At 59.0% G+C, this 18,275-nt stretch carries 11 protein-coding genes; 9 read left to right on the plus strand and 2 right to left on the minus strand.

Annotated features, from left to right (window positions below; translation table 11 throughout):
* Window positions 1-164: 164 nt before the first annotated feature.
* Window positions 165-557: a hypothetical protein gene (locus tag XX99_RS05425; RefSeq protein ID WP_050058358.1), complete on the plus strand. Its 393-nt coding sequence runs from the start codon at window positions 165-167 to the stop codon at window positions 555-557.
* Window positions 558-590: 33 nt separating this feature from the next.
* On the opposite strand, the gene XX99_RS05430 is transcribed toward XX99_RS05425, so the two are convergent.
* The gene (locus XX99_RS05430) at window positions 591-2,492 is read right to left on the minus strand and encodes a tetratricopeptide repeat protein (RefSeq protein ID WP_156185808.1); all 1,902 of its coding nucleotides are present in this window, start codon (window positions 2,490-2,492) and stop codon (window positions 591-593) included.
* Window positions 2,493-2,581: 89 nt separating this feature from the next.
* On the opposite strand from XX99_RS05430, the gene XX99_RS05435 reads away from it, so the two are divergent.
* Both XX99_RS05435 and XX99_RS05440 read left to right on the plus strand, forming a co-directional pair.
* Entirely contained in the window at window positions 2,582-3,484 is a 903-nt protein-coding gene (locus tag XX99_RS05435; RefSeq protein ID WP_050058360.1) for a Nif3-like dinuclear metal center hexameric protein, read from the plus strand.
* Window positions 3,485-3,642: 158 nt separating this feature from the next.
* Window positions 3,643-5,316, plus strand: a complete 1,674-nt coding sequence (locus XX99_RS05440) for a CRTAC1 family protein (protein WP_050058430.1) — start codon at window positions 3,643-3,645, stop codon at window positions 5,314-5,316.
* Between the two features lie 17 nt (window positions 5,317-5,333).
* Here the strand turns inward: XX99_RS05440 and XX99_RS05445 are convergent, their stop codons facing one another.
* The gene (locus tag XX99_RS05445; protein ID WP_050058361.1) at window positions 5,334-6,497 is read right to left on the minus strand and encodes a multiheme c-type cytochrome; all 1,164 of its coding nucleotides are present in this window, start codon (window positions 6,495-6,497) and stop codon (window positions 5,334-5,336) included.
* 467 nt (window positions 6,498-6,964) lie between these two features.
* Between XX99_RS05445 and XX99_RS05450 the strand changes: the two genes are divergently transcribed.
* The 6 genes from XX99_RS05450 to XX99_RS05475 all read left to right on the plus strand — a co-directional run bounded on the left by XX99_RS05450 (window position 6,965) and on the right by XX99_RS05475 (window position 18,231).
* Entirely contained in the window at window positions 6,965-10,762 is a 3,798-nt protein-coding gene (locus XX99_RS05450; RefSeq protein ID WP_050058362.1) for a TonB-dependent receptor, read from the plus strand.
* Between the two features lie 95 nt (window positions 10,763-10,857).
* The gene (locus tag XX99_RS05455; protein ID WP_050058363.1) at window positions 10,858-13,269 is read left to right on the plus strand and encodes a tetratricopeptide repeat protein; all 2,412 of its coding nucleotides are present in this window, start codon (window positions 10,858-10,860) and stop codon (window positions 13,267-13,269) included.
* A complete protein-coding gene (locus tag XX99_RS05460) occupies window positions 13,266-15,080 on the plus strand; it encodes a CRTAC1 family protein (protein WP_050058364.1) in 1,815 nt (604 codons plus the stop codon). The genes XX99_RS05455 and XX99_RS05460 overlap by 4 nt, the downstream gene beginning before the upstream one ends.
* Before the next feature lie 75 nt (window positions 15,081-15,155).
* Window positions 15,156-15,881, plus strand: a complete 726-nt coding sequence (locus tag XX99_RS05465; protein ID WP_050058365.1) for a GNAT family N-acetyltransferase — start codon at window positions 15,156-15,158, stop codon at window positions 15,879-15,881.
* 200 nt (window positions 15,882-16,081) lie between these two features.
* Complete coding sequence (locus XX99_RS05470; protein ID WP_184085127.1) at window positions 16,082-16,858, plus strand: hypothetical protein; 777 nt, start codon at window positions 16,082-16,084, stop codon at window positions 16,856-16,858.
* Between the two features lie 74 nt (window positions 16,859-16,932).
* On the plus strand, window positions 16,933-18,231 hold the full coding sequence (locus XX99_RS05475) for a M24 family metallopeptidase (protein WP_050058366.1): 1,299 nt from the start codon (window positions 16,933-16,935) through the stop codon (window positions 18,229-18,231).
* Window positions 18,232-18,275 lie beyond the last annotated feature (44 nt).

Here is an 18,275-nt window from a genome sequence, read left to right on the forward strand (position 1 = left end):
TTGCCGCGACAATTTGGAGACATTTCGAAGACAGCTTTGAGATACCTGGAAAAACATCTCCGTGCCAATGTAGTTCAGCCAATCAAACTACCCGATTTGTCGCTGGGTTTCTCCGCATGGCGGGAGTTACTATTTCGCATCTCGCGTTGCAATCGGGAGGCTCCATGGACGAAGCAGGAATCGAAGCGCGCCGTCAAATTCTAAGAAGGTTCAGTGTTGTCACGGCCGCTGCTTTCACGCTGCCCTGGTCATTCCGCGGACAGGTCATGCATCCGTCGCCGCAGCCTATGGCATCGCCGAATGCACCGATGAATCAGAATGTCCCCGGCGGCCTGGATGGCGCAGGGCTGGCGCATCAATCGGCGCCGGGAACGATCAGCCCGCTGATGTGGGCGGAGATCAAGAGCGACTCGGACAAGCTGCTGCAGATGGCGACGGACTTCAAGGCCAAGGTCGATCAGACGAACCTGACAGCGACCCTGTCGCTGCCACTCATCAAGGAAGCTCACCAGATCGAGAAGATGGCGAAAGAGATTCAGCAGCGAATGCGCGCGTAGCAAGTTTTTCTTTCGCTCACTCTGCAAGCTTTGCTACTGCGGCTTTTGTGGTGAGGGACTGCCGCCGCCTTCCGATGCGCTGTTTTCCGAAGTTACGAGAGATGAGTTTTCCGCCTCCCGAGGCCCTTGATAGGCCTGGCTGCCATGTTGGGCGCGCTGCTGTTCGGCAAGTGCGTTCAGCCGCGCGAAGATTTCGCGCTCCTGCTGCGCTTTATCGCCGCTGCCGTTCCTGGCGTACGCCCGGGCCAGAGCGAAGTGCGGCTCCAGACTTTGAGGAGCCATACTGACCGCCTTTTCCAATTCGCTCACTGCTGAAGCGATGTCTCCCGCGTCCAGCAACGCACGGCCCAGCACGTAGTGGGCATCGGCGGATTCAGGTGCGAGGTGTACGGCAGTCTTCGCGGCAGGAAGTGCGTCATCCGGCAGGCGCTGGCGCAGATTGATCGAGGCGAGCCTCAGCCAGGGAAGCTCACTGTGCGGCGAAAGTTTTGTCTCATCCTTCATCTCGACCTTCGCCTCGTCATATTGCGAGAGCGATTCGAGCGCAGTTCCGTAGGCATAATGAAGGTAGGGAGTCTGGGGAGACTGCGCGATCAATTTCTGAAACAGGGGAAATGCCTCGTCGTATCTGCTGGCCAGAAGCAGTGACGCAATCTGTCCTGCGGCTGCGACTAAGGACCGCTTGCCGCTCTCGACCTCGCCGGGCAGGACGGCCATGCGCAGCAGAGAGAGTCCGAGCGCGAACTGGACCTCATCGGCCAGCGGTTTGTAGTCCGCGATGGTGGCGAGTTGGGAGGTCGCGGCTTCGAAGCGGCCGCTGCGGTTGAGCAACAGGCCCAGATGATAGATCGCGAACGACGCAGCCTGAGGGCTGGCTCCGAGGCCGAGCTGCTGCCCGCGCTGGAGATGAATGAGCGCGTTGTCGTAGTCTTTGATCGCGAATTCCGAAAGTCCCATCACAGCCCACGCCGTGCCGTCACCGGGCTTCTGCTGCACCCAGATTTTCAGCACGGCGATGGCTCGTGGATAGTCGCCGCTCGAGTAATCCTGCATTGCCTGTTGCCATGTGGCCGCAGACATTGATGCTGTTGCTGTACCGCTTTCGGAGTTGAGGCGATAAAGAGCGGCGACATCGCTCTTCGCGAGCTTGGCTTCTTCCTGCCGCGCAGCTTGTGCCTGCTGCGTTCTTCCGCTGTCTGTAAGTACGCGGGCATAAACTTCGTGCAGCCACGGCGTCTGCGGATACTCCTCAATCAGTTGGGCCAACGTCTCCGCAGACTTTTGCGGATCTCCTTGATTCATTACGGCCGCGGCTTGCCCCGCCGCCTGCAGCAGTGCATCGTGCGTGGGGTCGATTTCCGCCGGCAGCAAAGGGATGTGCAGGAGCGCGATGCCCATCGCAGCCCTGGCTTGCGCGGGAGGACCCTGCTGCGGAAAGGTTGTGCGCAGCAACGCAAGAGCGCGGTCGAACTCTCCGCTGCGATTGAGAAGGAGCGCGAGATGGTAGGCGCAGACCTGTCCGATGGCTGGGTCGCCGGTATTGCCGAGAGCCTGAGCTTTTTCAAGATGCGTCTGCGCGGCCGGGTAGGCGCCGGTCTCGAACTCCGACAACCCAAGCAGGCTGTAGGCGGGTCCCGCATTGGGCACGAGCTTGATGAGTTTGGTCAACGCGACGACGGCGTCGGCATAGCGATCGAGATCGTAGCTGAGGCTTCCCACGGCCCACAGGCCTTCGCGCCATTCCGGCTTGAGAGCCAGCGCGCGCTGATAGGCTGTAAGCGCATCCTGTGTATTACCGGCGTCCTGAGCCTTGGACGCCGTCTCTTGCAGGATCTCGAAGTTATCGGCCTGCTGCGCGGTTGCACTCAGACCGCAGCACAGAGTCACTCCCAGCCAGAGAGAAATGAATCCCATACGCTGTAACGAAGCGGTCACACCGGAAACTATCTCATCGCGGGGCCGGAGATGGCGAGTACTGTCGTAAACGTAGGCAAACGCCGCAGGAATGGTCGATCATATTTGGCATGCGCCTTCTTGCCCCCGTTCTCCCGCTTATCGGCCTCCTGCTTGTCAGCCTTCCGGTTGCTGCATCCGCACAGAAGCTCACCGCCGCCGAGGCGATTCATCGCATCCAGCAGCGGTATCCCGCCGCGGTGGGAGCCGATACCGTAGACACGATCAAAGCCGGCGACCCGGACACTGTAGTGACCGGCATCGCCACCACCTTTCTTGACACCATGGACGTGCTGCGTGAGGCTGTGCGCCGGGGTGACAACCTGGTGATCACGCACGAGCCCACGTTCTACAACCATCGCGACGATGCGGCGTTCTTCAAAGACGATCCCGTGTATCGCGAGAAGCTGGCCTTCCTTGCGCAGTACCACCTGGTGGTCTTTCGCCTGCACGACGGGATACACGGCACGCCGCCGGACCACATCGAGCTCGGGCTGATCAAGGCTCTCGGCTGGCAAAGCTACGTGAAGTCCGGCGATCCTTTCTCTGCCACGCTGCCGCGGACCACGCTGGCGCAATTGGCGGAGACGCTTCGGACGAAGTTGAAGATCCAGACGCTGCGGGTAGTTGGCAATCCCGATTTGCCGGTGACGCATGTAGCGCTTCTTCCTGGCGCTTCGGGATTGCAGAAGCAGGTGACAGTGTTGCGGCGCGACGATGTAGATGTGTTGATCGCCGGAGAAGCTTCGGAGTGGGAGACGGTGGAGTATGCGCGCGATGCCGCGGCACAGGGAAGGCACAAGGCGCTTATCCTGCTGGGGCACGAGGTGTCGGAAGAGTCGGGCATGGAGCAGTGCGCCGAAGATCTTCGCGAGGTGTTTCCCGGAGTGAGGGTCGATCACATCGTCGCCGGCCAGCCCATGTGGAATGCGGAGCGGCCTCCGGCGGGCAATGCTGCCGAGAGATCGCACTGATAACCGAACTTGATTCAGTCAATCTCAACCACGCAATCTGACACCAGCAGCGATTTGATATTGTTCTCTGGATGAAGCGGCGGCTTTCTTCCCGGGATTTCGATTCGCAGCTGCAATCTGTTTCGCGGCGTCGATTCCTGCAGGGTCTGCTCCCGGTTATGTTGCCTTTTGGCCGCCATCCTCTGCTAAATGCGATTGCTCCGGATTCGGCGTATCTCTTCGAAGAAGTTCCGTCCAGCCGCAGCGGCATTACCTGGATGCATACTGCGGGCAAGTCTCCGATGAAGCATCTGCCCGAGACCTCGGGCGCTGGCTGCGCCTTTCTCGACTACGACAACGATGGCTGGATGGACATCTATCTGGTGAATAGCGGGAAGGCTGATTTCTATACGCCCGCGAAGCCATTGCACAATGCGCTCTATCGCAACAATCGCGATGGGACCTTCACCGACATAACTGAGAAGGCGGGTATGGGTGGCGGCGGCTATGGCATGGGCGTGGCGGTGGGCGATTACAACGGTGACGGCTTCCCCGACCTATATGTAACTCAGTTTAGAAGGAATATTCTCTACCGCAACAACGGCGACGGAACCTTCACCGACGTGACCGACAAGGCGGGCGTCGCCTGCGCTGGCTGGAGTTCGAGCGCGGTCTGGTTTGACTACGACAACGATGGGAGGCTCGATCTCTTCGTCTGCCAGTTCGCAGAGTTCGATGCTTCGCTGGGCTGCGGTACGGATAAAGATGGCGTGCGCCACTACTGCATTCCGCGCATCTTCAAGCCCCGGCCGAGCTGGCTCTTCCACAACAACGGCGATGGGACATTCACCGATGTCAGCAAAGAGTCGGGAATCGCGGAGCACATGGGCAAGGCGTGGGGCGTGGTGGCCGCGGATTTCAATGGCGATGGCCTGATGGATCTGTTCGTGGCCAACGATACGGTGGCGAATTTTCTCTTCATGAATCGTGGCCCGGCGAACGGCGGTGCGTTCAAGTTCGAAGAGGCAGGCTTCACGGCCGGCGTGGCCTACAGCGAAGATGGTCGGGCGCGTTCGGGCATGGGCGTCGATGCGGCGGACTTCAACAACGATGGGGCGATGGATCTGTTTGTCGCAAATATCGATGAGGAGATCTTTTCCCTCTACTCGAACAATGGGGTATCAAAAAACGGCGACGTGAGCTTCGACGATCTCGCCATGCCCCTGGGCATCGGCATGGCCACGCGATGGATGAGCGGCTGGGGGCTGAAGTTTTTCGACTACGACAACGATGGCGACCTCGATCTGATCCTGGCCAACGGCTTTCCCGACGACCTGGTGGATGAAATCTCGAGCAAGGTGACATACCGCGAGCCGCTGCTGTTGTTTCATCGCGAGGGCAAGACGTTTCGCGATGTCAGCGCGGAGGGAGGTCCTGCATTCGCAAAGAACTATGCGGCGCGGGGCCTGGCCATCGGAGACTTCAACAATGATGGAGCTGTCGATGCGCTGGTCAGCGTCAACGATGGCGCCCCGGTGCTGCTGAAGAACACGGCCGCGGCGGGAAGGCACTGGCTGGGAGTGCATCTGGTCGGAAAGAAATCCAATTCCGACGCTGTTGGTGCGCGCATTGTCTATCAGGCTGGAGATCTGAAGCGCTCGCGAACCAAGGTAGGTGGTGGGAGTTTTCTTTCTTCGCACGATCCACGGCTGGTGCTGGGGATCGGCGAGCGGACCAGGATCGACTGGATCGAAGTTCACTGGCCGCTGCCCGGAGGAGGCGTGGAGCGTTTCACCGATCTGCCTATCGATCGCTATGTCCGGATCATTGAAGGTCGCGGACGCCTCGAGTAAATCGTTTTAACGAGACTCTATTCCCGGAAGCTTTCTCCAGCCTTGGCGATGCGAATCCGATGGTCGGTGAAGTTGTCGTGCATCTCCGGGACGTACTCCTTGGGCATGTGGCAGGAGGTGCAATCCTTCTTCGCAACCGGACAAGCCTTGCCGGGATGATCGGTCGTAAGTTGCGCGGCGGCGCTGTTGACGTGGCACTTCAGGCAGGCGTGATCATAATCCGAGGCCTGGGTTTGCAGCGGTTGATGCGGGTCGTGGCAGGAGGTGCAGACGAGCCTTCCATCGCCCTTCGTTCCCCAGCACTTGCTGGTGACCAATCGATAGGGCGCCGATCGGGTTGCGGAAACTCCCCTAGTGCCTGAGAGCTTCACATCCCACCAGGTGCCGTGACAGGCGCCGCAAAAGTCCACCTGGTCGGATGGGCTCAGGTGAGCGGAGTTGAAGATGGTTGCCGTCGCTGCCTGCTTGCCGGCCAGAAACTCCTTCATGTCGGCGGCGTGTTTCAATCCCGCCCCGTGGCATGCCTCGCAGGTTACTCCCGGAATGAACGTGGCCTCGTTGAAGCTGTCGCCGATGTTGGAAGCCGTGGTGTGGCAGCCGAAGCAGCGCCGCACCTCCGAATCCGGCACCTGCCGCTCCATGGCTTCCTCGGTGTCCTTGGGCGCCGCGAGCGCGCGCGATGGCGTGAAGCCCAATGCCTGCAGGCTGGGAAAGTAGGTTACGCGGGCCTCGTAGAAATGGCCGTCATCTTTTTTGAAGAGATAGGACTGCCCCACGCGCGGCGTGCCGAAGGCCCAGAGCAAAGGCGAGGATAGCGCAATCTTTCCATCCGTCACGGAGTACAGGCTGTGTCCCGGCCGGCTCTCGATGAGATAGCGGTAGTCGCCAACCTTGAAAGTCAGGCGGGGATGGGAGAGGAGCGCTGCACTGTCTCCGGCGTGGACGAGGTTGCGGGCCATGGCGTTGGTGGCTTGCGACGCAACTTTTGCGGCGTGACAGCTTTGGCAGCCGGCGGGGCCGATGAAGTCCTGACGAGATGGGGCGGTCGATGTGGGCCAGAAGCCGGGATCGGCGAGATGGTCTTCCGTGGAGAGCTGAGCGGCCAACCCAGGCGGCAGGAAGAGAACGATGAGAAGCAGAATGCCAAGAGGCACTAAATCGTTTTTGCCGGGAATGGCCATGCCTCTAGGTTCGAACAAGATGAAGCGATTGCATAAAACATAAGCGGAAGTAGCTTGATGGCGCAATGTTCGCGGAGAGTATGCGGTTCGGGCCCAACACTGTATTGGATCGCAGCTGTTTTAAGTAAATTGGATCGTCGGCAGACTATACAGGTTTACAACTCGCAAGCTCACAAATGAATCGCTAACTCGCTGACGAACAAAGGAGATGGAGTGCCCGCAAGTTCGCCAAAGCTTGGTATATCCCTGGTAAACAGCGGCTTCGAAGTAAATAGAACATCATCTTACCGAGCCGAAATTTTTATTGACAGTCATCCTTTTGGTGGAGTAATCAATCGTTCACACGCTCAAGCACCCGCTCGCAAGTCAAACGTTTCAGTAGAAGCTGTTAACGTTATCAGGATTCGAATCACGGGGTTAGAAAATCCCGACCTTCGAATCCGATTACGACTTTTTCAGGAGGCACTATGTGCAATCAATCGGGAAGGGGAGGTGTGTGCGCCGGACTATCCAGTTTCCGCGCATGGACCTACACTCTTCTGGCGCTGCTGCTGATCATTCCCCTTAGCCTGCACGCTCAACAATACTCAGGAACAATTACCGGTTCGGTGACGGACGCCAGCGGGGCTGCGGTTCCGGGCGCTACGGTTACTGTGATCAATACCGGCAACGGCACCAAGGTCACCCAGAGCTCGGGCGCGCAGGGGGAATTCACCTTTGCCCAACTGTCCGTGGGAACCTATGAAGTCCACGTAACTCAAGGGAACTTCAAGGAATACGTTGAAACCGGCATCGAGGTCCATACTTCGACGACAACCGAAGTCAAAGCCATGCTGCAGGTCGGCGCGGTAAGCCAGAAGGTGACTGTTACCGCCAACGCCGTGCAGGTGCAAACTACTTCGGCAGCAGTAGGTGAAGTGGTGAGCGGCACCCAGGTGCGCGAATTGCCTCTCAGCGGCGAGAACTTTGTTGGATTGACCCAGCTTTCTCCCGGTGTCAGTGCGGCGCAGGGGGCGAACTTCGTCGGCAAGGGACTCGACGGAGGCGTTAACTTCTCCGTTAATGGAAACCCCTACACCAATAACCTGTTCCTGGTCGACGGCGTGAATAACAATGACGTCGGTTCGAACCGCACCATCCTGATTTATCCCTCGGTCGATACCATCGCGGAATTCAAGATGATCCGTAACTCGTATGGCCCGGAGTATGGCCAGGCGTCCGGCGCGATCATCAGCGTTACCACCCGATCGGGTGAAAACCAATTCCACGGCGGCGTCTTCTACTCAGGCCGCAACGATGCTCTCGACGCCAACAACTGGTTTGCCGACCACAACAATCTAGGCAAAGCGGAAGAGCGCCGCGACGATTACGGCTACAACATCAGCGGCCCGGTCATGAAGGACAAGTTGTTTCTCTGGTGGAACCAGGAGTGGAACAAGGAGATTCAGGGTGTTCCTCTGGCGGCGTGCGTTCCGACCGCAGCCGAAGAGGGCGGAGACTTCAGTGGATACAGCGGCGGTAAGGATCAATGCGGAGCGACGGTGCCGACGATTCCAGCCTTCGCGCAAGCACCGGGGAACCCGTTCAAGATCGCCAATCCGGATGCGGCTGGTTCGCTGATCGCGCAGTTCTACCCGACCGGTCCGGCCACTGTGAACGGCAGCGGAAACAACTACTCTCAGCTGGTCGACAATCACCTGAACTGGAGCGAGTGGAATGTTCGCGGCGACTATGACGTCACCAAGTCCAACCGCGCTACGCTTCGCTGGACCCAGGATTCCTGGACCAATCCCGCGCAGAATGATGGCACGCCCTTCTGGGGTGAGTCCGATTTCCCGACCGTCGATTCGTCCTGGAGCCAGCCCTCGAAGAGCGTGATGGCCAAGTTGAGCTCGACCATCTCGAATACGCTGGTCAACGACGTGGAGTTCGGCTACGGTCACAACGCCATTATCACCACGCTTGAAGGCACCAAGGCCAATATCGTTCCGGCCTTGCAGGCGGCATATCCGGCAACCTTCCCGTCGTCGCTGAAAGAAAAGGATGAATTCTTCGGCGGATGGGGCGGTCTCAACCCTTACGGATATATCAACGGCACCTCCGGCAGCGGAACGACATCGATGTGGAATATCGCGCCCTACGGCAACCACGAAGATCTCTACACGGTGCAGGACAACCTCACCAAGGTGCACGGAAATCACCTGCTCAAGACCGGTATCTTCTGGAGCACGAATGAGAAGACCGAGAGCAATGGCGCCGGCGCCGACCGGCCAGCGTTGCCGGGCACAGTGTATTGCGCAGCGGGAGGCGCAACCGGGCCTGGCCTTCCTGCCTGCGCCCAGACCAACAACGCTCTTGCCACCATCCTGATTCCGGGAACCGGCAGCCAGCCGCAGGAATTCTCGGGGGTGACGGAAAACAGCATCGACGGCATCGCCGATGTTCACTGGCATGACATCGAGCCGTATGTGGGGGATACCTGGAAGATCAGGCGCAACGTTACGATCGACTTCGGCTTCCGCTGGTCGTTTTACCGGGAACCCTTCGGTGGAACGAGTGGCGGCAACACCAATCCAGCTTCCAACGGCGGCGGCAACTATCCCAACCAATGGGCCAACTGGAGCCCGGCCAATTGGAGCGCGGGAGAAGCAGCGGCGAATCCTGGCGATGCATGCAACGGCATCCTGATCGTGCCGGGAACGACTCCCTGCGCTAACCAGATGAAGTTTCTGGCTGGGCTGGGTGTGAGCCTGCCGCTTTCCAGCGGCACTCCTGGACCAAACGCTTCTCTGGTTCAGGAGAACAATCACAGCATCGCTCCTCGCGTGGGTATCGCGTGGGATGTGTTCGGAGACGGAAGGACGGCGGTGCGCGCCGGCGGCGGTCAGTTCTACGAGCGTGAGCTGGTGGGTATTGCCGAAAACCTCGCTCGCAACGCGCCCTTCGTGCTCGGCATCAACACCAACCGTTCGCTGGATACGGTTACGCCTTTGACCACCGCCTCGGTTTCGCCCAGCGCCAATAAGACGACGGGCGGCTTCATTCCCAATGCCTGGCAGTGGAACCTGTCGGTCGAACAGCAAGTGGCACGCAACACCACCTTGCAGATCGGGTATGTGGGCAACACCGGAGTCCATCTCACCTCGATGCGTGACGCAAACGCTCTCAGCAACGCCAACTGGCTGGACGGGGCATTCACCAGCGGAACGGCGCAGAATGCACTCCGTCCTGCGAACAACTTCGGCATGATCGGCGGCTTCCTGCGCGGCGGCCATGCGTCTTACAACTCGCTGCAAGCTCTCTTCCGTGCCCAGACAGGAAGCTTCTCAACCTTCCAGGCCGCGTACACGTGGAGCCACTCCATTGGCGACGTGGAACTGGATAACTCGTCGGGCACGGTCAACCAGGAAGCGACCACTGACCAGTACAATCCCGGTCTGGACAAGGGCAATACCAACATCAACCGTCCCAATATCTTCGTCGCTAACGAGGTGTTCTTTCTGCCGAAGCTGGCGAACTACAACAAACTCGTCCAGAACACCGCAGGCGGCTGGGAATTCAACAGCATCGTCAGTCTGGCGGAGGGCAGCTCGTTCAGTGTCTTCTCCTCAGGAGCTAGCGGCGCTTGCACCAACCTGTACGGGCCGGATGCCGGTCAGACACTCAACGGAAATTGCATTCCGGGTTACTCCAGCTCGCTCTCGGCGCTGGTTGGAACCGGCTACACCAACAACCAGCGGCCGCTGGTCACGGACGTCGGTTGTGGCACCGGGAAGAATGGGCCGAATCTCCTGAACTATGACCATTTCAGCCTGATGGGTTATGCGCTCGGGAGCTTCCCCGGCAACCTGGCGCCTCGCGGTTCTTGCTATGGCGCGCCCAACACCAACATGGACGCACAGCTGGCGAAGAACTGGTTGATCAAGGAGAGATTGCGGATCAAGTTCAGCATGGACTTCTTCAATATCTTCAATCATCCAAACTTCAACAGCAGCAACCTGGAATCTACCGGTTTCACCTCGACCTCGCCGCTGCTTTGCGGCGGAGCTCAACAGCCGATCCCTGGAGGCGGGCCAACCGGACAGCCTTGCAGCCCTACGAACAACATTGTTACCGGTGCAGCGTCGGGATCGGTCAACACCACGAATCCGTCTCTCAGTCAACCCAACTCGGCACTCAACACTCCCAAGGGCTTCGGGCAGGCGGGCGCCGAAAACCTCAACCAGGGACGCACCTTGCAATACACTCTCAGACTCACGTTCTAAGAGTGCCAACCAAAACGCTGTAGACCGAAGCGGCGAGGCTTGTCATTCAAGCCTCGCCGCTTTACTCTCCCTACAGAGTCGGGCAATTACTTTTTGTGAACGCCGTACAATTTCAATTTCTTCACGGTCCTATTTATGGGCGCCTGCTTGGCGTCGTGATGGTGTGCGGAATAGCCGCAACTCCGCAGTTTGTGGCCGGCTTGTCAGCGTACAATCAGACGCCCGCCTCATCACGCAATCAGTCCTCCATCCCGCTTCAGGCGGAGCTGAATCGTCGCGTAGAAGCGGCCAATGCCGCACAGAGCTCCCAGAATGCGGTTGCCATTGCGCAGACTAATCGGCGGCTGATTCCAATCGCACTCCGGATGATGGCGCAGCTGCGAGCAGCGGAGCATGCGTACCCGCAGGCCGTGGAACTCTACCGGCAGTCGATCGAGCTCGAGGACAATCCAGAGACGCGTACCGAGATGGCGATCAGTGCGCTGCAGGCGCAGCAGCCCGACCTGGCAATCGAACAGGCAAAGAAGGCGCTGGCCGGCGATGCGCGGAGTTCGCGGACCTATCTGATTCTGGGGCAGGCCTATATCGACAAGCAGGATTTCCAGCAAGCTGCGGAAGTTTTGACGCAGGCCGCGGAGCAGAAGCCGGAAATCGAGACATACTATTCCCTGGCCATCTGCTGGCTCTCGACCAAGGACGCTGCCGGCAAGCGCAAAGCCGACGCGGTTTTCGAACAGATGAAAGAGTTGGCGGGCGACAGCGGCTCGCTGCATGTGCTCATGGGCCGCGCCTATCGCGATGCAGGCATGATGCCGGAGGCCGTTCGCGAGTTTCAGCGTGCTATCGAGCTCGATCCTTCGACGCCGCATGCCCATTATTTTCTGGGGCTGGCGCATCTGTCGTCGAACGAGTGGAAGCCCACTCCCGAAGTCGAGCCGGAGTTCGAGAAGGAAGTGCAGTATCATCCGAAGGATTTTCTGGCGAACTACATGCTCGGTTTCATGGCTTCGAGCGAGCGCCAGTACGCAGTCGCGGAGAAATATCTGAAGGCTGCGTCGGAGATCGATCCTACTTGGCCGGAGCCGTACCTGTTTATGGGGCTGAACGCTTATGCGCAGGGCGATTCGAAAGCGGCAGAGCCTTTGCTGCGCAAGGCTGTCGAGCTGACTGGAACCGACGAAGCCCGCGGGACTTTCCAGATTCGCCGCGCTTACGTCGACCTTGGCCGCATCCTTTTGGCGTCTGGGCGCGAGCAGGAGGCGGACTCCTTCATTGCGAAGGCCCGCGATCTGCAGAACAAAACCATGATCGATAGCCAGCAACGGACTACTGCGATGTTCATGGCGCAGGCAGGCAGCAGCAGCGCGATGGCTGCAGTTGTGCCGCTCGACAAAAGGCAGGAGAATCAGGCCGCTCCCTTGGTGAAGGGCAGTGCCGATCCGTTCGCGCCCGTCGATGCAGCGGTGCTTCAGCAGGCGAAGCTGACGCCCGAGCAACTCGACGCGGTGAAGGAGCAGGACCAGGGACTTCGGCGCATTCTCGGACAAAGCCTCAGCGATCTGGCTACATCGGAGGCGATCCAGCGCGACTACGCATCTGCGTTGACGCACTATCAGGAGGCGGAAAGGTGGAATCCGGATGTCTCCGATCTGGATAAGAACCTCGGTCAGAGTGCGTTTCGCGTCAAGAATTATCCCGAAGCGATTCGCGGCCTCTCACGCGCGGTCGCGCAGCAGCCGGATAGCAAGGCGCTTCGCGCCATGCTGGGCATGGCGTACTTCAATATCGATAAATATGGAGACGCCTCCACTGCCTTCTATCCTCTCGGTATTCCCGGCATGGAGGACGCGACCGTCGGCTATGCATGGGCTGCGTCTTTGGCCAAGACCGGCGATCTGCCGCACGCGTCTGAAGTATTGAGCCGCTATGAAAGCCAGAATCTGCCGCCAGACGCGATGCTATTGGCCGGGCAGCTGTGGATTGAGATCGGAGACTATGCCAAGGCGATTGACGTGCTCCATCGCGCTGCAGCGGCGAATCCCTCGCTTCAGAAGGCTCATTACTACGCAGGTCTGGCGGATATCCGATGGGAGCACTGGAGCGATGCCCACACAGAGTTCGAGGCAGAACTTGCGCTCACGCCGCGCGATCCCGATGCAACGTACGAGATGGGCTTTGTCGACCTGCAGGAGTCGAAAATCGATGATGCGGCGAAGTTGTTCGAACAGGTCGTCGCGGAACAACCCGATTATGCGAATGCTCAGTACGAGCTGGGAAAAATTCTGATCGATCGCGGGCAGCTGCGCGAAGCGGTGCCACACCTTGAGCGAGCAGCCCGCCTCATCCCCGACAAAGATTATGTTCACTACGAGCTGCAGGCCGCTTATCGCAAGGAGTCGCGAGTAGCCGACGCCGATCGCGAGCTGGCTGTGTATCAGGAGCTGAAGGCAAAGGCGCGGCCGCATCTTCCTCAAACTTCCGCGCAGGCTCCCACACAAAACCCATGAACCTGATTTTCGATCTAATTCGCAGCCGCGGTCGAAGTGCTGCATGGCTGGCAGCTCTGTTTTGCGCAAGCCTGCTTCCTGCGCAGGAGGGACATCCTCCGCCCGCACCGCCACCACCGGGAGCAAAGGCCGCCAAGTGCAGCGGTCGCACGATTCCGCAGCTTGAAGACATCACGAGCAAAACCGGAATTACTTTTACGCACGCCTCCGATCCATCCAAACGATACATCGCCGAGTCAATGAGCGGCGGCGTCATCCTGCTGGACTACGATCGCGATGGCTGGCTGGATATCTATTTCACGAATGCGCCGACGGTGGCCATAGCCATCCAGGACCCGAAAAACTTAGGTGGTGAAAAGAGCCTCGGCGCGCTCTATCGTAACAATCACGATGGCACTTTCACCGATGTCACGCATAAGGCCGGCCTGACGAAGCCATGCTTCGCCATGGGCGGCGCGGTTGGAGACTACAACAACGACGGCTGGCCGGATATCTACGAGACCTGTCTTGGCGGGAATGTCCTCTACCGCAACAACGGAGACGGCACCTTCAGCGATGTGACAGCGAAGGCTGGAGTGTCGGATGGCCGATGGTCGACAGGCGCTTCGTTCGGCGACTACGATGGCGACGGATTTGTCGATCTGATGGTTACAAATTACGTCGACTTCCATTTGAATGACATGCCCGGCTTCGGCAGCGCGCCCAACTGCAAGTATCGTGGTATCGACGTGCAGTGCGGCCCGCGCGGGCTGCGCGGCGCCGGAGACTCGCTCTTTCATAACAATGGCGACGGCACATTTACCGATGTCTCGAAGGCCGCGGGCGTCAACGATCCCGACGGCTACTACGGCATGAGTGTTATCTGGGCGGATTTCAACAATACGGGCCGCCCCGACATCTATGTTGCCAACGATTCCACGCCGAAGTTCCTCTACAAAAATATGGGCGACGGCAAGTTCAAGGATATCGGCCTGCAATCGGGCACAGCGGTCAGCGAAGACGGCTCGGAGCAGGCTTCAATGGGAGTTGCGATTGGCGATTATCTGCATAACGGACGGCCATCGCTGTACGTAACGAACTTCTCCGATGAGAACGATCTTCTCTATCGCAACGATGGCGACTGGAACTTCACCGAAGTGTCCTATCCGGCGGGCGTGGCGCTGCCTTCGCTGCCTTTCGTGAAATGGGGAACGGCCTTTGTCGACCTCGATAACGATGGCTGGCTCGATCTCATCACCGTCGATGGTCATGTATATCCGCAGGTGGATACGCTGCCTTCAGGCGCGGGATATCGCGAGCCGAAGCTTTTGCAGATGAACCAGCAGGATGGAAGCTTCTGCGACGCGAGCGATCAGGCCGGGCCTGCTCTGAGTGAGAAGCGGGTATCGCGCGGTCTCGCGGTCGGCGATCTCTTCAATGACGGAAACATGGATGTAGTGGTCGGAGACATCGACGGCAGCCCGATGATCCTGAAGAATCACGGTATCCCCGGCAATCATTGGGTGAGTTTGGAACTCGCCGGAGTGAAGAGCAACCGTCTCGCTCTGAATGCTCGTGTGAAGATTGTTTCCGGCGGCGTCACGCAGACGGATGAAGTTCACAGCGGCGGCAGTTATCTTTCGCAGAACGATCTGCGCCTGCACTTCGGGCTAGGGGCCGCGACCAAGATCGATACCGTGGAAGTTCGCTGGCCCTCGGGCAAGATCGATTCGTTCACGAATCTTGCAGCCGATCATTTCTATGCGGTTCTGGAAGGCCGGGGCATCGTACCGGCGGATAAGATCCGCCCGTCTGTGGCTGCGCACCGTTAGTTCTGTTTGTGGATCTCCATGCGGCCGGCGCGATGCGATAGACATTAGTATCGATATTTATGGGGAGTTGCTGGATTGACAGTCTCGTCCGATGAGCCGCTTTTCGGGGTAGTGTGGCGTGCTCTCGCGACCGAGCATGCCAGCCTGGCCATCGCTGCTCCTTTGGCCCGGCGCTATCCAGCCGATGTCGTTCCTTTCGCAGCATTGCTCGAATACCGAGAGGACGCTCTGGCCCAACTGCGCGAGTTGATGTTGCCCGGAGAAGAGACATATGTAGGCTGGAGCGAGATCGCCGGCGTAGAGTTTCCCGCGTGCCAAGGAATCGAAGTCCTGTTCGATATCAATGCGCTGCAGATGGTTCCTTCACAATCCTCCGCTACTGTTGCAGTGGAGGACAAAGCCGCACCTCCGGTCATCATGCCTCTCAACGCAGAGAACGCCGCCGAGATGGTTGAACTCACGGATGTGGCCTTCCCGGGCTTTTTCCGGCCGCGAACCTATGTGATGGGCAGCTATTGGGGAATCAGAGCGGAGGGGAAACTGGTTGCGATGGCGGGGGAACGCCTGGCTGTGCCCGGAATGCGGGAGATCAGTGCGGTATGTACGCGTCCAGGACATACAGGACGGGGATACGCGGCACATCTGATTCGTCATCTGCTCCACGAACATGCGGCCGCCGGATTGGAGAGCTTTCTGCACGTCGCCGAAACGAATCATCGCGCGATTGCGCTCTATGAACGCCTTGGCTTTGTCATGGTGGGAGCGACACGATGCACGCGTATTCGACGCTCCGCCACTTAAATGCGTTCCAGAGTGAGGGGGCAGGCTGGCCATCGAAATACTTTCGCAGAGCGGCCAGGAACGGCTCATTCTCCTTCGCTAAAGAATACGTGGTTCGCCAGCTCAGACAGTTTGATGCCTGGCGATTCATCGGGTATTCGCAACTTTTTTCTTTGATATGGCGTAATGATGAATCAAGACTTGTCTTTCGGGAGAAAACCATGCTGCGAAAGGTAGTACTTCGATATTCCAATTTGATTCTTTGTCTGGGCATCACCTTCCTTGGAGCAGCAGCACTCGCTCAGGCTGAACAATCGCAACAGCTCGGGCAGCAAACTGCCTCCGCGGATACCATGCCGGGGATGGCGGGCATGGGCGGTCATATGTATTTGACCGCGCTGCAGCCGCTGAAGCCGGGCGACCAGCAGAAGGCGGATGCGGTTGTCGCTGCCGCCAAAGAAGCCATGGCTCCTTATCAGGACTACAAGAAGGCGCTGGCTGAGGGATACGAAATCTTCCTGCCCGATGTGCCGCAGGCCCAATACCATTTCACGAGGTACGACTATGGCCGCGAGGCATGGTCGCACTTCGATGCCTCAAAGCCGACGTCGCTGCTTTATACCAAGACCGCAGATGGCGGCTACAAGCTGGTGGGCGCGATGTATACCGACCGCGTGTCTGCTCCGGAGTCGGAGTTGAACGAACGCATTCCGCTCAGCGTAGCACGCTGGCATCAGCACATCAATTTCTGCAAAGCTCCGGCGGGACGAAAGGCTGAGTACTTCGGGTCCGATGCGAAGTTTGGCCTGATGGGATCGATTACTACAAAGGAAGCCTGCGAGGCGGCAGGCGGAGAGTTTCGTCCCCACCTCTTCGGATGGATGGTTCACGTTTATCCCTATGAGACCGATCCGAAGAAGATCTGGTCGGTAGATGACGATGACCAGGGCCATGACAATATGGACCATTCCGCGATGCCGGGTATGAAGGCCAATTGAGCTTTCCCACGACAATCGAGTAGGCTCTCGAAATCCCTTAGGGGCATAGGCCAGTCGAGATATGATGCGGCTACATGACTACGACACGCCGTTCCTTTCTGGCCGGCGCCGCTCCGGCTGCGCTGATTCCTGCTCTCTCTGGAAGACTTCATGCGCAGGAAGCAACCGGTACTGCGGCCAATTCGCTTCCTCCCGCCATTGCTGCGTTGAAAGACCGCCGCTCGGAGGCGAAGCCGATCACCAGCGCGGAACGTGAAGAGCGCATCGCGCGAGCCCGCGAGCTGATGGAGAAGAACGGCATGGCGGCGATCTGCCTGGCCGGAGGCGCCACGCTCAACTACTTCTGCGGCGTTCGCTGGGGCAACAGTGAGCGGCTGACGGTGGTGGTGATCCCGGTAAAGGGACAGCCCTACGGCGTCTGCCCGGCATTTGAAGAAGAGCGCTTGCAGGAGAGGCTGGCGTTGGTTCCAGCCATGGCGCAGACGCGGCTCTACACGTGGCAGGAAGACGAGAGTCCCTATGAGCGCGTGGCTCACGGACTCAAGGATCTGGGCCTTACGAGTGGAACGGTCGGCATCGAGGAAACGATGCCTTATGTCTTCGCCGAGGGCATCGGCCGAGCCCTGCCTCAAGCCAAATTAGTGAACGCGCGTCCGGTCACGGTCGGCTGCCGCAGCATCAAGTCATCAGCAGAGTTGGCGCTCATGCAGTTCGCGAACTCTGTCACGCTGCAGGTATACGAAGCTGCCTGGCGCTCGGGGCATCCCGGCATGTCGACGCACGATTTCTCCGCGTTGATCGGCTCGGCTTACGAGCGAGTGGGCTTTCCCGGTGACGCGAGTTGCGAGACGGGAGAGTATTCAGCGCTGCCTCATGGTTCGATCAAACCGCAGACGATTCGCGAGGGAGCGATCGTGCTCATCGACGACGGCTGCACGGTGGAAGGGTATCAGTCGGACATCAGCCGCACCTTTGTCTACGGCAAGCCATCGGACAAGATGCGGCAGGTCTTCGATATCGTGCATCGTGCGCAGGCGCGCGCTCTCGCAACCGCGCGCCCCGGCGTTCCCTGCGAAGCTGTTGACGCCGCCGCGCGCAAGGTGATCACCGACGCGGGATATGGTCCGGACTATGCGCACTTCACGCATCGCGTGGGGCATGGCATCGGCATGGATGGCCACGAATGGCCGTATTTGGTGCGCGGAAACACGCTTCCCCTGGCGGCGAATATGACGTTTTCCGATGAGCCCGGCATTTATATCCGCGGAGAGTTCGGCATTCGCCTGGAAGACGACATGTACATCACCGAAGACGGAGCGAAGCTCTTTACCGGTCCCAGCCTTTCACTCGAAGAGCCCTTCACCCAGGGTTGATTGCGGCTCGTCGAGATTGCGCCGCGAATTCTCGACGAGCGGAG

Source organism: Silvibacterium bohemicum (genome assembly GCF_001006305.1).
GTDB classification, from domain to species: Bacteria; Acidobacteriota; Terriglobia; order Terriglobales; family Acidobacteriaceae; genus Silvibacterium; species Silvibacterium bohemicum.